The 15,031-nt window shown below is 63.4% G+C and carries 11 protein-coding genes and 1 pseudogene; 9 read left to right on the top strand and 3 right to left on the bottom strand.

What is annotated here, in order from left to right; translation table 11 throughout:
- Positions 1 to 142: 142 nt before the first annotated feature.
- Entirely contained in the window at positions 143 to 1,411 is a 1,269-nt protein-coding gene (locus MKAN_RS03540) for a cytochrome P450 (protein ID WP_023365202.1), read from the top strand.
- A gap of 56 nt (positions 1,412 to 1,467) precedes the next feature.
- Here MKAN_RS03540 and MKAN_RS03545 read toward each other — a convergent pair whose 3' ends face one another.
- Complete coding sequence (locus tag MKAN_RS03545; protein WP_133163494.1) at positions 1,468 to 1,845, bottom strand: sterol desaturase family protein; 378 nt, start codon at positions 1,843 to 1,845, stop codon at positions 1,468 to 1,470.
- 155 nt (positions 1,846 to 2,000) lie between these two features.
- Here MKAN_RS03545 and MKAN_RS03550 point away from each other — a divergent pair, with 155 nt between their 5' ends.
- The 6 genes and pseudogenes from MKAN_RS03550 to MKAN_RS32880 all read left to right on the top strand — a co-directional run bounded on the left by MKAN_RS03550 (position 2,001) and on the right by MKAN_RS32880 (position 10,731).
- Positions 2,001 to 3,386 (top strand): FAD-binding oxidoreductase, encoded by a 1,386-nt coding sequence (locus MKAN_RS03550; RefSeq protein ID WP_023365206.1) that lies wholly within the window; start codon positions 2,001 to 2,003, stop codon positions 3,384 to 3,386.
- Between the two features lie 108 nt (positions 3,387 to 3,494).
- Positions 3,495 to 5,801, top strand: a pseudogene (locus MKAN_RS03555) (GH92 family glycosyl hydrolase); the annotation flags it as partial.
- A 201-nt stretch (positions 5,802 to 6,002) separates the two neighbouring features.
- Complete coding sequence (gene ilvA, locus MKAN_RS03560) at positions 6,003 to 7,235, top strand: threonine ammonia-lyase (protein WP_160937624.1); 1,233 nt, start codon at positions 6,003 to 6,005, stop codon at positions 7,233 to 7,235.
- 163 nt (positions 7,236 to 7,398) lie between these two features.
- Positions 7,399 to 9,237 (top strand): AMP-dependent synthetase/ligase, encoded by a 1,839-nt coding sequence (locus MKAN_RS03565; RefSeq protein ID WP_023365212.1) that lies wholly within the window; start codon positions 7,399 to 7,401, stop codon positions 9,235 to 9,237.
- Between the two features lie 258 nt (positions 9,238 to 9,495).
- A complete protein-coding gene (locus MKAN_RS03570; RefSeq protein WP_099184943.1) occupies positions 9,496 to 10,236 on the top strand; it encodes a lysophospholipid acyltransferase family protein in 741 nt (246 codons plus the stop codon).
- Positions 10,237 to 10,626: 390 nt separating this feature from the next.
- Positions 10,627 to 10,731, top strand: coding sequence for an excalibur calcium-binding domain-containing protein (locus MKAN_RS32880; protein WP_225722907.1), 105 nt, complete (start codon positions 10,627 to 10,629; stop codon positions 10,729 to 10,731).
- Positions 10,732 to 10,787: 56 nt separating this feature from the next.
- On the opposite strand, the gene MKAN_RS03580 is transcribed toward MKAN_RS32880, so the two are convergent.
- A complete protein-coding gene (locus tag MKAN_RS03580) occupies positions 10,788 to 11,798 on the bottom strand; it encodes an NAD-dependent epimerase/dehydratase family protein (protein WP_023365218.1) in 1,011 nt (336 codons plus the stop codon).
- Between the two features lie 258 nt (positions 11,799 to 12,056).
- On the opposite strand from MKAN_RS03580, the gene MKAN_RS03585 reads away from it, so the two are divergent.
- Complete coding sequence (locus tag MKAN_RS03585) at positions 12,057 to 12,887, top strand: SDR family NAD(P)-dependent oxidoreductase (RefSeq protein ID WP_023365220.1); 831 nt, start codon at positions 12,057 to 12,059, stop codon at positions 12,885 to 12,887.
- A 5-nt stretch (positions 12,888 to 12,892) separates the two neighbouring features.
- Positions 12,893 to 13,612, top strand: a complete 720-nt coding sequence (locus tag MKAN_RS03590; RefSeq protein WP_023365222.1) for a hypothetical protein — start codon at positions 12,893 to 12,895, stop codon at positions 13,610 to 13,612.
- A gap of 177 nt (positions 13,613 to 13,789) precedes the next feature.
- Here the strand turns inward: MKAN_RS03590 and MKAN_RS30260 are convergent, their stop codons facing one another.
- Entirely contained in the window at positions 13,790 to 14,500 is a 711-nt protein-coding gene (locus tag MKAN_RS30260) for a hypothetical protein (protein WP_133163495.1), read from the bottom strand.
- Positions 14,501 to 15,031 lie beyond the last annotated feature (531 nt).

A 15,031-nucleotide genomic window follows, 5' to 3' on the forward strand; every position in this document is an offset into this window, starting at 1 on the left:
CCGGGATCGCCGCCCCGCCGATGGTGGCTCCTGCCGACCAATCCTCGATGACGCTACCTCCGCATCCTCAAATGCGTAATAATGCAAAGATAACCTAATAAGCCGACGAAGCAATAACGCACTTGCCCGGAAAGGCTTTTCGATGGTCACCCGCCCAGGCGTCAGCCCAGACGCGATAGTCGATTTCGACCATCATTCCGACGACTTCAACCTCAACGAATTGGCCGTCAACGCCGAACTGCGACGCACCTGTCCGGTGGCATGGAACCAAAACTACGGCGGTTTTTGGTTTCTCACCAGCTACGAGGCGGTCAGCCAGGCCGCCCGGGACGGCGACACCTTCGCCCACAAATACGAACCGAACGCGCCCGACGGCATCGACTACCAAGGCGAGATGGGCGTGCCACGTCCCGAAGGTCACCCGGCATTGGGCATCGGCGAAGTCGACGGCCCCTACCACCAGGCCCTGCGCCGCGCCCTGACGCCGTTCTTCTCCCCGGGCGCCGTACAGAAGATGCGGCCGTTCATGGAGAAATCGACGCATTGGTTTCTCGACCAGCACAGTGCCGACGGGCACATGGACCTGGTACTCGACTACGCCAGCCCGGTCCCGGCCATCTTGACCATGAGGTTGATGGGGCTGCCGTATGACAATTGGCACCTGTATGCCAACCTGTTCCACTCCGTCATGGCCGTGCCGCAAGACAGCCCCGAGTACGCCAACGCCCTCGCCGCCGCGCCCGCCATGATGCACGACGTCCTGGAGTTCGCCGCCAACCGACGGGCCGACCCACACGACGACCTGACCAGCTTCCTCATCCAGTTCGAATTCGACGGCCAGCGCCTTTCCGACGAACAGCTGCTGAACATCATCTGGAACCTCATCGCCGGCGGCGTCGACACCACCACCTCACAGACCGCGCTGACCCTGCTACACCTGGGCACGCACCCACAGCTGCGCCGACAACTCATCGACCACCCCGAGCTCTACCGCACCGCCACCGACGAATTCCTACGCTACTTTTCGGTCAACCAGCAACTGAGCCGCACCGTCACCCGCGACGTGACCGTCGGGGGCCAGCAGCTGCACCGCAACGACCGCGTCGTCATCAGCTGGCTGGCCGCTAACCACGACGAGCGCGAGTTCGACCAACCGGAGGCAATCGTCCTCGATCGCACTCCCAACCGCCACCTGGCCTTCGGCCTCGGACCCCACCGCTGCATCGGATCTCATCTGGCACGACTGATGGCCGAGGTGATGGTCAAGGCAGTCCTCGACCGCATCCCCGACTACCGGGTCGACCTCGACGGCGTGCACCAGTATCTGGGAAACCCGAGCATGACCGGGCTGGGCAAGCTGCCGGTCGTCTTTACCCCCGCACCGGGCCTGGGCACCCGACGCCCGTGGTAATCGCCTGCCCGCCAACGGGAGTCGGGCTGAAGCGGAAACCTTTGGCGGCTGTGCCGTCAAGAATGGGCCGCGTCCGCCGCGCACCCTGCGCGCAGCGGCCAGGCAAGTTGACGCAGATAGCCTTCGGGCTCGCTGTCGTCGACGCCGTACTGCGCTAGCCAGCGGTCGGCCGGCAGGTACAGCGTCCCGAATAGCGCATCCAGCGCCGGGAATTCGCCGGCATAGTTGCTGTTGTAGGCCTGGGGTTCACGGGCGTGGTGCCAATGGCGGTACTGGGGCGCGGCGATCACCCACCGCAGCAGGCCGAAGTTAACCCGGACGTTGGCGTGGATGAAGACCGGCCAGCACGACACCACACATTGCGGCGTGCGGGGCCCGCGGCCCGGTGGCCCGCGGCGGCACGGGCGGGCGCTGCCCCCGATGGTGGCACCCACGTCCCACCGTCAGGCGGCGGGCCCGGCCCGCGAAGCCCTGCGACCGGTGCACGTCACTCAGAATGCTCCGCGCGGCTGAGAGCCAACTGAGATTTTCGGCCGCAGCCGGCTATAGAGTGGGTCGCTGTCGGCACGGCAGAAACACGAGGCGTTCCATGAGTGACATCACAGCGCGGCTGGTGGACATCGTCGGAAGGCCCAATGCGCTCACCGGCGACGCAATTCCCGACGACTATTCCCACGACGAGGAGTTGACGCAGCCGCCACAGAAACCCAGGTACGTCGTCAAACCGGCTACCGCAGAAGAGGTTTCGCAACTGCTGCTGACCGCCTCCGACCACCGCGTGCCGGTGACGGCACGCGGGTCCGGGTGCGGCTTGTCGGGGGCTGCGCGCCCATGCGAGGACGGCCTGCTGATCTCGTTCGAACGAATGAATCGGGTGCTGGAGGTGGACACCGCTAACCAGGTCGCCGTCGTCCAGCCCGGGGTGACGCTGACCGAACTGGACACCGCGACCGCCGGTTCCGGGCTGGGGTACATGGTTCATCCAGGTGAGCTGTCGTCGAGCGTCGGCGGCAACGTCGGCACGAACGCGGGCGGCATGCGCGCGGTCAAATACGGGATAGCTCGCCATAACGTGCTCGGGTTGCAGGCAGTGCTGCCGACCGGCGAGATCATCCGAACCGGCGGCAAGATCGCCAAGGTGTCCACCGGCTACGACCTGACCCAACTCATCGTAGGCTCGGAAGGCACCCTGGCCTTGGCCACCGAGGTGATCGTCAAGCTGCATCCACGGTTTGACCACAGCGCCAGCGTGCTGGCCCCGTTCGCCGACTTCGACCAGGTCATGGCGGCGGTGCCCAAGATCGTCGCCAGCGGGCTGGCACCGTACATCCTGGAATACATCGACAACCTGACGATGGCCGCGCTCGTACACACCCAGAACCTGGAGCTGGGCATTCCGGATCAGGTCCGCGACAGCTGTCAAGCATATCTTCTTGTGGCAGTGGAGAATCGCACCGCGGATCGGCTACTCGAGGATGTCGAGACGGCCGGCGAGATGCTGGCCGAAATGGGAGCCATCGACGCCTACGTACTGGAAGGAAGCTCGGCGCGCAAGCTGATCGAGGCGCGCGAGAAGGCGTTTTGGGCGGCAAAAGCCGCGGGCGCCGACGACATCATCGACACCGTCGTACCGCGCGCGTCGATGCCGAAGTTCCTCAGCGCCGCACGCGCGCTGGCGGCGGCCGCGGGCGGCGCCGCGATCGGTTGCGGCCACGCCGGCGACGGCAACGTGCACCTGGCCATCATCTGTAAGGAGCCGACGAAGAAGAAACAGCTGATGACCGACATCTTCTCGCTCGCAATGGAATTGGGCGGCGCAATCTCTGGCGAGCACGGCCTGGGCCACGCCAAGACCCCGTACTTCCTGCAGCTCGAAGACCCGGCGAAGATCGCGCTGATGCGCCGGATCAAGCAGAGCTTCGACCCGGCGGGGATCCTCAACCCCGGTATTCTCTTCCCCGCCGAAACGATGTGATGCGGCCACATCGTGTTGGGCTCGCGGCCGCTGCAGCGACTCATCGACCATGCGCTGGTGCCGTCCGGTCCACCCATCCATCTCGAGACGTCGAGAGGATAGACAACGATGCACTCAGGTAGGCCGCTGGCCGCGCTGGTAGCGACGCTTGTCGGCGTGATGCTGAGCGGTGCACCGGCGGCGCACGCCGATCAACCCGCATTCGTCGTGAACCCAATCAGCCACGTCGACACGCTCATCGGCACCGGGACGGGTGGCGAAACGGTGGGCGAAATCAACAACTTCCCGGGGGCCTCGGTGCCGTTCGGCATGGTGCAGTACTCGCCGGACACCACCGACACCTATGCCGGCTACGACCACGACAACGAGCGCTCGACCGGATTCAGCATGACCCATGCCTCGGTGGGCTGCGCGGCGTTCGGCGATATTTCGATGCTGCCGACCACCGCCCCGATCGGCCCGCGGCCCTGGGACGATTGGGAGGAGATCGCCCACGACGGCACCGAGGTGGGCGTGCCCGGCTACTACACGGTGCGCTTCCCCGCCACCGGGGTGACCGCGGAACTGACCGCCACCACGCGCACCGGTGTCGGCAGGTTCAGCTACCCGGCCAACGGCCAGCCCGCCCTGTTCCACGTGCGTTCCGGCGCGTCGCTGGGGGGCAACGATGCCGCGACCATCCAGATCGGCCAGGACCACAGCACGATCACCGGATCGGCGACCACCGGCGGATTCTGCGGCAAGAACAACACCTACACGGTGTACTTCGCCATGAAGTTCAGCAGGCCGTTCACTTCGTATGGCACCTGGGACGGCGATGCGGTCTATCCCGGTGCCGGCGACGCGGATTCGATCGACAGCGGGGGGTACGTGGAGTTCCCGGCCGGCTCGGTGCTCGAGGCGCGGACCGCGATTTCCTACGTCAGTGTCGACGGGGCGCGGGCCAACCTCGCGGCCGAGGGCGGACGGAGTTTCGACGAGGTGCGCGCCGCCGCATTAGCGCAGTGGAACGCCGCGCTGGCCCGCATCACCGTGGCCGGCACCGATAGCGGTGACCTGCAAACCTTCTATACCTCGCTATACCGAACCTTGTTGCACCCCAACACGTTCAACGACGCCGACGGACGTTATATCGGATTCGACGGCAACATCCACACCGTGGCCCAGGGGCACACCCAGTACGCCAACTTCTCCGACTGGGACACCTATCGGTGCTTGGCGGCCCTGCAGGCACTGCTCTTCCCGGCGCAGGCCAGCGACATGGCCCAATCGCTGGTCAACGACGCCGAGCAGAGCGGATCGCTTCCCCGTTGGGCCCTTGCCAATTCCGCGACCGGCGAGATGACCGGAGACAACGTGGTGCCGCTCATCGTGAACCTCTACACCTTCGGAGCCAGAGACTTCGACGTCAAGACGGCGCTGCGCTACATGGTCAGCGGAGCCACCCAGGGCGGTGTCGGTCGGGGCGGCTACGTGGAGCGACCCGGAATCACCACCTACCTGGAGCGCGGCTACGCACCCCAGACGAACGAATTCCGAGCCGACCACAACATCGTCGGCGCCTCGATCACGCTGGAATGGTCGGTCGACGACTTCACCATCTCCCGGTTCGCCGACGCGCTCGGCGACACCGTGACCGCTGCCGAGTTCCAGAACCGGGCGCAGTACTGGCAGAACCTGTTCAATCCGGCCACCGGTTACCTCTCGCCCCGCAACGCCGACGGGGCGTTCCCCCTCGGGCCCGGCTTCGTGGCGCCTCTCTGGGGCTTCGGCCAGGACGGATACGACGAGGGCAACGCCGAGCAATACCTGTGGTTGGTGCCGCAGAATGTCGCCGGCCTGGTCGCCGCTCTCGGCGGCCGCCAGGCCGCGGCCGACCGGCTCGACCGCTTCCTGACTGAACTCAATGCGGGCCCCAACAGGCCGTTTATGTGGGCCGGCAACGAACCGGACTTCGGGGTGCCGTGGCTGTACAACTACATCGGTCAACCGTGGAAGACCCAGGAGACGGTCAACCGGGTGCGCAGCGAACTATTCGGCCCCAGACCCGATGGCGAGCCAGGCAACGACGACCTCGGCGCGCAGTCCAGCTGGTATGTCTGGGCCGCGCTCGGCCTGTTCCCCAGCACCCCGGGAACGCCGATCCTCACCGTGAACACACCGCTGTTCGATCGCGCTCAGCTATCGATTCCGGGCGGCAAAACCATCCGGATCTCCGCCCCGGGCGCGTCCGGACGCAACGGCCTGAAGTACATCAACGGCCTCAGCGTCGACGCCCGGGCCATCGATCAGACATTTCTTCCGGAGTCGTTCATCCGCACCGGCGGCGACGTGACGTTCTCGCTCTCCACCATCCCCAATATGGTCTGGGGCACTGCGGAGTCCGCCGCCCCACCGTCGTTCGGCGCAGCAGCTCCGCCGTCGCAGCAGCGGTCGTGATCGGCGATTCTCATGGTTGGGTCGCCGAGCCCGACAGTGTCGGGCAGGTTGCACGGCCGCGTTACCGCACCCGAATCCACAACGCGAGCGACACGTTTAGCCTTGGCCTGTCCCGACGACGACGGAGCCGCCGATGAATGCCGATGACATCATCATCCAGCGCGGGCTGGCCGAGCTGTGAGTCCAGCCGTGGAGCTGCTGACGCTCGACCAGATCAATGCGGCGGCGGAGCTGCTGAAGCCGGTGGTGCGGCCGACCCCGGTCGTCGCGTCGCGGATACTCTCGGACTCCACGGGCAAACAGGTATGGCTCAAATGCGAGAACCTGCAGCGCACCGGGTCGTTCAAGGCCCGCGGAGCCTACAACCGGATCGCCAATCTCAGCGCCGCGGACCGGGCCCGCGGTGTGGTTGCGGCCAGCGCCGGCAACCATGCGCAGGGCGTCGCTTGGGCCGCCACCGAACTCGGGATCGCGTCGACGGTGTTCATGCCGGTCACCGTCGCGCTTCCGAAGCTGGCGGCCACCAAGGCCTACGGCGCGCACGTTCACCTGATCGGCGATACGGTCGACGACGCGCTGGTGGCGGCGCGCGAATATGCGCAGCAGCACGACGCGGTGTTGATCCACCCGTTCGACCACCCCGACGTCATCGCCGGCCAGGCCACCGTCGGGCTGGAGATCCTGCAGCAGATTCCCGATGTTTCCACCATCGTGGTGCCCACCGGCGGCGGTGGCCTGGTGGCCGGAATTGCCACGGCGGCGCACTTTCTGGCGCCGCAGGCCCGGGTCATCGGCGTGCAGGCGGCGAACGCGGCAGCCTGGCCGGCTTCGCTGGCCGCCGGGCATCCGGTGCGCTTGGAGTCGATGTCGACGATGGCCGACGGCATCGCCGTCGCCTCACCCGGGGCGATTCCTTTCGCCCATGTCCGGGCATTCGTCAACTCGATTCAGACGGTCAGCGAAGAGGCACTGTCGCGCGCGCTGTTGCTGTGCATAGAGCGGGTGAAACTCATCGTCGAACCGGCCGGGGCGGCAGCCGTGGCAGCGGTGATGACATCGGCACCCGAACCCGACGCGCACGGTCCCGTTTGCGCGGTTTTGTCCGGAGGCAACATGGACCCGCTGGTGTTGACCCACGTGGTCACCCACGGCCTGCGCGCAGCCGGCCGCTACCTCGCGATCAAAGTGACCATCCCGGACCGCCCCGGTGGGCTCAGCAGGCTGCTCGCAGTGGTCAGCGCGACCGGCGCCAGCGTGCTTGACGTGGTGCACGTCCGTACCGCACGCAAACTGGCGCTGGATGAAGTCGAGGTGCGGCTTACCCTCGAAACCCGCGGTGCAGCACACCGCGAGGAGGTATTGGAGGCGCTGATCGGAGCCGGATTCGTCGTCTGCGTCGAGGACGCCTAGCCGCGGCCACGGTGGCGCCCGCGATGAGGACGAACGACCCTACTCCCGGCGCAAGAAACGAGAAAGACTCTGTGATAACCGACGTAAGCGGAGATTCGCCGGTAGGTATACCGAAGCGATAGGCAACTTCCGTGAGTCTTGTGGTCGAAGGAGCGGACAGGAAATGACCAACGGCGATCCAACGGTGGTTCGGCACCCAAGCGGGGCATTGGTATCCACGCTGCCACAGGCCTTTCAGCAGACCGCAGCCCTCAAGCCGGACGCGGTGGCCATCCGCACCACCGGCGACGCCGTGGTCCTGACCTGGCGCCAGTACGCAGACCGGGTACAGAAGATCGCCGCCGGACTGGCCGCACTCGGCGTCAAACACGGGCACACGGTCGGTCTCATGCTGCGCAACCGCCCGGAGTTTCATTTGGCCGACACTGCCGCTATGCACCTGGGCGCGATCCCGTTCTCGATCTACAACACCTCGGCGCCGGACCAGATCCGGTACTTGTTCACCAATGCCGAGAACGCGGTCGTCTTCACCGAAAAAGATTTTCTGCCTGCTATCAGGGCGGCTGGCGCCAACCTCGCGCATCTGGTGGTCGTCGACGCCGATATCGACGGCTGCCACACCCTCTCAGATATCGAATCGTTAGGAGACAATGCCGATTTCGATTTCGATTCGGCATGGCGGTCGGTTAGGCCGGATGATGTCGCAACACTGATCTACACATCGGGCACCACCGGCCCGCCCAAGGGAGTCGAGCTTACCCACGCCAATGTGATGGCCGAGTTCGCGGCCATCGTCGACCTCCTCGACCTGCGCCCGGACGATCGGATCACCTCATACCTGCCGCATGCGCACATCGCCGACCGGGTGACCGGGCACTACGCCAACATGGTCCTCGGAGTGCCGATGACCGACGTCGCGGACCCCAGGGCGATCGCGCAAGCCCTGCCGGATGCTCGTCCCACGGTGTGGCTCGGGGTGCCGCGGGTGTGGCACAAGATCAAGGTCGGGATCGAGACGAAGCTCGACACAGAGGCGACCGGACTCAAGCGGCGGTTGGCGCTGTGGGCCATCGACACCGGCGTGCGCGCCGCCAGCCAGATGCTGGCCGGCAAATCTGTGTCCCCGTCTCTTGCGCTGCGCCGCAAGATCGCCGACCGTCTGGTGCTGGCCAAGGTGCGCGCCGCACTCGGCCTGGACAAATTGCGCTGGGGAGTGACCGGGGCGGCCGCCATCCCGGTCGAAACGATCGAATTCTTCTGGGGCCTGGGTATTCCCGTCTACGAAGTCTGGGGCGAGTCGGAGTGCGTGGGCGGCGCGACCTCCAACCGGCCCGACGCGAACAAGGTCGGCTCGGTCGGAAAGCCATTGGGCAACGTCGAGATCTCGCTGGCGAACGACGACGAACTGCTCATCCGTGGACCGATCGTGATGCGCGGCTACCGAAAGCAGCCCGAGAAGACCGCCGAAGCGATCGACGCCGACGGCTGGTTGCATACCGGCGACATCGGCACCATCGACGAACAGGGCTTCGTCACGATCGTCGACCGCAAGAAAGAGCTGATCGTCAACGAATCCGGCAAGAACCTCTCCCCCACCAACATCGAGATGGCCATCCAGGAGACATCTCCGTTGATCGACCAGGTGGTAGCCATCGGTGATGCCCGGCCTTACGTGACAGCGCTGATTGTCCTCGAGAGCGAGGCTGCCGCCGCCCAGGCCGCCGCGCTCGGCATGGCCGACCACTCGGCCGCCGCCTTCGCGCAACGCCCCGAGGCCGGGGAGATGCTTGCCGCCGCCGTCCGCGAGGGGAACTCCAAGCTTTCCCGCGTCGAGCAGATCAAGCGGTTCGTCATCGTCGGCACCCCGTGGGAACCTGGCGGGGACGAACTGACCCCGACGATGAAGCTCAAGCGCAGGCCGATCGCCGAGAAGTATTCCGCCGAGATCGACAAGCTGTATGCAAAGACGCCCGGGCCCGACATCGTCAACTTGGCTGACTAGCCCGCTGCCGAGCCGTTCGTCGTGGCCCCGCACCGTAGCAACCGTTTGCGCCGCAGCGAAAGGGCCTGCTGATGCCGGGCCGTTTGCTCTTGGGGCGATGGCGGTCTTGGTCACATCAGTCACTCGCGACACCCCGGGGCGTGCGCGTTACGCCCACCTGTCAGCGACAAATTCGTTGCGCTCCTTGTGTTGTCGGACAGGAATAGCGTGAACGACAGTGAAATCGCCGAATGGGATCCCGGCCTGACGAAGCGGGCAATGCGGGTGGCCCGGCCGATCGTCAAGCGGTATTACCGATCGGAAGTGCACGGTCTCGAGTTGTTACCGCCCGGAGGGGTGCTGGTGGTGTCGAATCATTCCGGCGGCTTTCTGCCGATGGACGAGGTGGTGTTCGCGGTCGACTATTACGGCGAGTTCGGCTACGCCCGACCCATCTACACCCTGACCCATGACATCATGCTGGTCGGCCCGACCGCCGATTCGTTGCGGCGCATGGGTTATGTCCACGCCACCCGCGCCAACGCCGCCGAAGCGCTGCGGGCCGGAGCCGTGGTCATCGATTTCCCGGGTGGTGACTACGACGCCTACCGGCCCACCTGGTCCCGCAACACCATCGACTTCGGCGGCCGCATCGGCTACGCCCGCACGGCCATCGACGCCAAGGTTCCGATCGTCCCGATGGTTTCCATCGGCGCGCAGGAAAACCAGCTGTTTTTGTCGCGCGGCACCCGGCTGGCGCGCGCCCTTCGACTGGACCAGCTGCTGCATTCCAAGGTCCTGCCCGTCACGTTCGGCTTCCCGTTCGGGCTGAGCATCGTGGTGCCGGTCAACATGCCGCTGCCCACCAAAATCGTCATCCAGGTGCTGGCGCCGATCGACATCGCCGCGCAATTCGGCTCGCATCCCGACGCCGCGGAGGTCGACGCGTACGTGCGGCAGGTAATGCAAACGGGGCTCGACGCGTTGGCCGCCCAGCGCCGATTTCCGATCGTCGGTTGACGCCGGTCAACCAGAACACGAGGATGCGCCGCTCGCGGATTCGCGGCCCCAGTCGAACTTGAAATCGCGCGCTAAGACATCTTGTTTAGGGGACAGACCAACTTATTTGTGTAATTATTAGACATCAATTTTGCGACCCGACGAAATCTCTTCGCAGGCCGAAACCGGACGCCGCGAACGGCCAGCAAACCCGCCGCCACTCGTTGCCATCAGCGGAACAAAATCGCTCGGGATCGCGTTATGAAGAAATCAAGTTCGACTCATTCAACGTTAGGACGACCTATGATCCGGACACTTCTGGTCGGCGCGGCTATCACGGCGGCCGCGATCGGTGCAGCTCCGTTGGCTAATGCAGGGTCTGACTCGTCACAGTGCGTGGCCAGCCAGGGTATGGTCAATATCCCGCGGAGCGACCCGCACTACCGCGCCGATCTCGACCTCAACCACAATGGCATCGCGTGTGAATTCGTAGCCGACTGGCCTTCGACGTCATAGGCCGGCGGGCCACCGACGCCTGCGGTTGTCACGGTACGACCGCAGGCGATCTACATTCATCGCTCTTCTTGGGCGCGTCGCCACAGGACATATTGGCGGGTGCCTTCCTGCAGTGACGTCGTGGGCTGCCATCCGAGTTCTTTCCCGGCTTTGGTGCCGTCAAGATAATTCTCGGTGTGCAGGTTGCGCAGAGTTGCCAATGTCAGGTACGGCATTTCCTCGGAGCGCCGCAACTTGGCGATGGTTTCCATCGAATAACACCACAGCCAGGCCACGGCGTAGGGCATGGTAATCCAATGCCGCCGTACCCCGCGCGCATCGATCATGGCCTCGGTGAACTGCTTTAACCTTACCGGCCGGGGCCCGGCGACGTTGTACACCTGTCCGACCGCCTTGTCGTTGGTAGCCGCCAGGATAGCCAATTCAGCGATGTCGTATACATAAACAATCGAGTATCGCGGATTCGCCCGTCCCGGCCAGATCATGACGGGAAAAGAGGTCTGGTTGTAGACCCGATGGCAGAAAAGCTTGTCACGCGGGCCATACGCCGTGCCTATCCTGATCATCGAGACCTGGATTTCGCCCTGCCGATGGTATTTCCAACAGGCCTGCTCCGCGAGCAACTTAGCGTAGTCGTAATAGGTCAATGGCGTCTTCTGCACTATTGTCGGGGTCGATTCGTCGACCGGCCTATCACCTTCTTGGCAGGCATCGCCGTATACCGCGCACGAACTGACATGAAGAAAACGTCGCACCCCGGCCGCAGCGCTGGCTCTCAACATATTCTCCGTACCGTGCACCGTCGTTTTCTCGAACTCGTCCCATCTCCCCCAGCCCGGAGTGACCCTTGCAGCCGTGTGAAAAACCGTTTCAACGTCTTGAACGATCGGCGGCAAGGTTTCGTAGTCGGTAATGTCGCCGACGACGACCTCCGCCTGAGTGGTCCTGAGATGAGTGAGATCCGATGTATTTCGGGCCAGCGCACGAACCTCGTGGCCCTTGGCCAGTAGACATTCGACGAGTGCGCTTCCGACCAGCCCGGTGCCTCCCGTAACGAGTGTCTTCATGATGCCTGCCCAGAAATATTGAGGGTTTGTTGGCCGACATTTGCGGCTGGCGTAGCGAGACTCGACCCCGGCCCGCTCATTAGCGTATTGCCGGAAGTTCCGAAATGTCAAGTACAATTTCAATTCATGTGGGGAGTAAACAATGCGCAGATGGCGCGTCATCTATTCGGTGCGGCGCATCCGGGAAAAGGCCGTCCTTGACCATTATGGGTAATCGCAACTAGAATTCAGCACCAAAACCCCGTCGAGGGAGCGGTGATGGGCAGTGAATCGGATGGTTTCAAAAGACGATATGGCCCCTGGGCGCTCATTGCCGGCGCGTCGGTAGGGCTGGGTGCGGCTTTTGCCGCCGAGCTGGCACAAAGAGGCTTGAACCTGGTGTTGATTGCACGCAGGCCCGGTCCGCTGGAGTCGCGGTCCACCGAACTCGAAGACAAATACGGCGTATCGGTGAAGAACATTTCGATGGATCTGGCCGCCCCGGATATGCTGGAAACGATTGTCAGCGAGACAAACCAGCTCGACATCGGATTACTGGTATACGACACCGCCTACATGCTGATCGGTCCTTTCCTCGGCCATTCAGTCGAGAGTCATCTGCGGGCTATTGACGTGAATTGCCGCGGCCCGCTGATGCTGGCACATCACTTCGGGCAGCAGATGAGCGCGCGGAAGCGGGGCGGGATCATATTGATGACGTCGCTTTCCGGCATGCAGGGCGCTCCCTGGCTGGCGAGTTACGGTGCCACCAAGGCCTTCAACATTGTTCTGGCCGAGGGATTGTGGTACGAACTAAAGCCGCACGGGGTCGACGTCATGGCCTGTTGCGCGGGCGCCATCGAGACACCCAACTACACCTCCAGCAACCCGGCGAGTCTGGGATTTTTCGCCCCCAAGCCGTTGACGGTGGACAAGGTCGCCCACGACGCCATCGCTGCTCTAGGCAGCAAGCCGCTGCTCATTCCCGGGGGCGCCTACCGCGCCTCGCAGACGTTGTTGGAGCGGTTCGCGTCGCGGAAACGACGAATAACGATCATGGGGAATTCCACCGAGAAAATGTATGGCGACAGGCGGGTGACGCTGAACTAACGGCTATGGACAAGTTGGTGTACATACTCTGGGACTCCGACCGCCAGCGTCGAAGTCAGCGCCAGCAAACTCTGCTGACCGCCGTCGCGCCCAAGCTGCTGCAGACCGGAGCTCTCAAGCTCAGCATGTATATCGTTGACCAGGATGCGGACATACGGTCACCCGCACCGTTTTACGCCGGGGAGCGGATGTGCGCTGAGGTTGCTATCTGGGTAGACGATGCCGGCGAACATGCATCGTTCGATGAGATCTTCCGAAAAGCAGGTTTCCGGTTTGCCGGTTATCTGGTTGACGAGTCGATCTACACCGAATACGGCGGTAATCGTCATTCTGGTCCGAGAAATTGGCCGGACGGCCAACGTTCCCCCGGCATTGTCGCGGTGACTTTGATGGAACGGCCCAAGCGACTTTCCCGCGCGGAATGGATTCGGCGCTGGCACGGAACACAGTCGCCGGTCTCCGAAGCAATGCAGCCCAGAGCCCGCTATGTGCGCAACCTGGTGATCAGGGCGGTTACGCCGGATGCGCCGAGCTACGAGGGCATTGTTGAGGAAGCATGGCCGTCAACCAGGCACGTCACCAACTACTTCCTCTTCTACGGAGCCGGCAGGAACCCGTTCAAACTGGTGTTGAACATCATCAAGATGCTGCGCAGCGTGACTTCATTCCTGGATTTACACCGCATCCGCACCACGATGACAAGTGAGTACATAATGAAGAGCTGAGCCCCGCCGCACTCACGTGGGCGCAAGGACTTCGGACGCTACTGGCGATCCAGCGCGCGGTGGTCGAATCAACCAAATAGCGCCCGAAATCCCGCAAAGTCAACAGTGGCGACGGCCTAGTCCGTGCCGCCTTCTTGAAGAAGTCGGGGTTGATCCCGAAATTGCCTAACGTAACCCCTAAACTGGATCGGATACGCAGGTAGTCCGGAGGCACTTGCATGACCCGCAAAATCTCGTGGTGAGATCGCACCTGGTTTGCGGTCGAATTCTTACGCCCTCATTGGTTATGGTCGCAGCCCATGCTGTTATGATCCCCGGCAATGACGAAGCCTCAACCGTGGTAACACTCAGGTCATCGGCTGAGCGTTCGAAATAAACCAAACCAGCTTCTTTGACCTCGAGACTTCGAGGCAATACGGTGAGACCAATGACGTCGTGAAGATCGTACGACTCAAGTAGCTGCCCCACCGCGCTGAGAAAGCCGGGGTTCTGGCTGAGTTTCTGAGCGGATGAAACGGCTACGGGATCGGTGCAATACTCCAATGGATGGAATTGTGCCGTTTCGGGTTGCCACTTCCACCGAACCGCAACTGCCTCAGGGGTCATGGCTTCGGGCCGTGCCACAAGTGCGGGACGACCGTCATCCAGAACCGCTGGCCTCTCGACAATTGCCGTGTCACCACTGACCGGGAAATGACTGTGCAGCAGTAGCGGACCAGCTATTTCATCGAGCCCAACTTTATAGAGCTCGGCCTCAACCAGTATCTCAGCAAAATCGTCCAGGAAGTTTTCAAACTCTGTTCGTGATTGCCGCTCTTTGTCGGCATCTTCGACGTTCGGAAGCGCATTATAGATTTCAGCATGTCCGGGTATAAGCATGCTAGTCATGTTCGGCGCACTCCTTTTTACTTGGTTGCGTTGTTTTTACCTGGTTGTGTTATTTGTGATCAACAGCTTGACTGCGCCCGTGCACTGCTTCGGCGCATCAAGTGAATCCGCAATGCGGGGGCGAAGTGGCGGCGTCGGCACACCCAGTGTCGAGTGCTCCTCACCCACTCGTCATCGCCTCATCTGTATTGGCGACCACCCCCCCGAATCGTCTTCTGAGGCGCAACTTCGAAGGTTTCATCCGAGGCTCCTCGCAGTGCAGTGCTTTGTCAATGGGCCAGCTGGCCGTACGGTCAATGGGCCAGCTGGCCGTACGGTCAATGGGCCACCTGGCCGTACGCAAAGCGCGACATCGTGTTCCGCGCGATGCGATCGGCGCATGGGGCAGAAAACGTGAACACCTGGATGCGCGAACTCGGGCATCCGCACCGCGATGACAAGCCACTGCATGGTGAAGGGCTGAGCCACGTCGCCGGCAGCCTTCGACGCAAGGACTTCGGACTCTACTGGCGATCGAGCGCGCGGTGGTCG

This window comes from Mycobacterium kansasii ATCC 12478, assembly GCF_000157895.3.
GTDB classification, from domain to species: domain Bacteria; phylum Actinomycetota; class Actinomycetes; order Mycobacteriales; family Mycobacteriaceae; genus Mycobacterium; species Mycobacterium kansasii.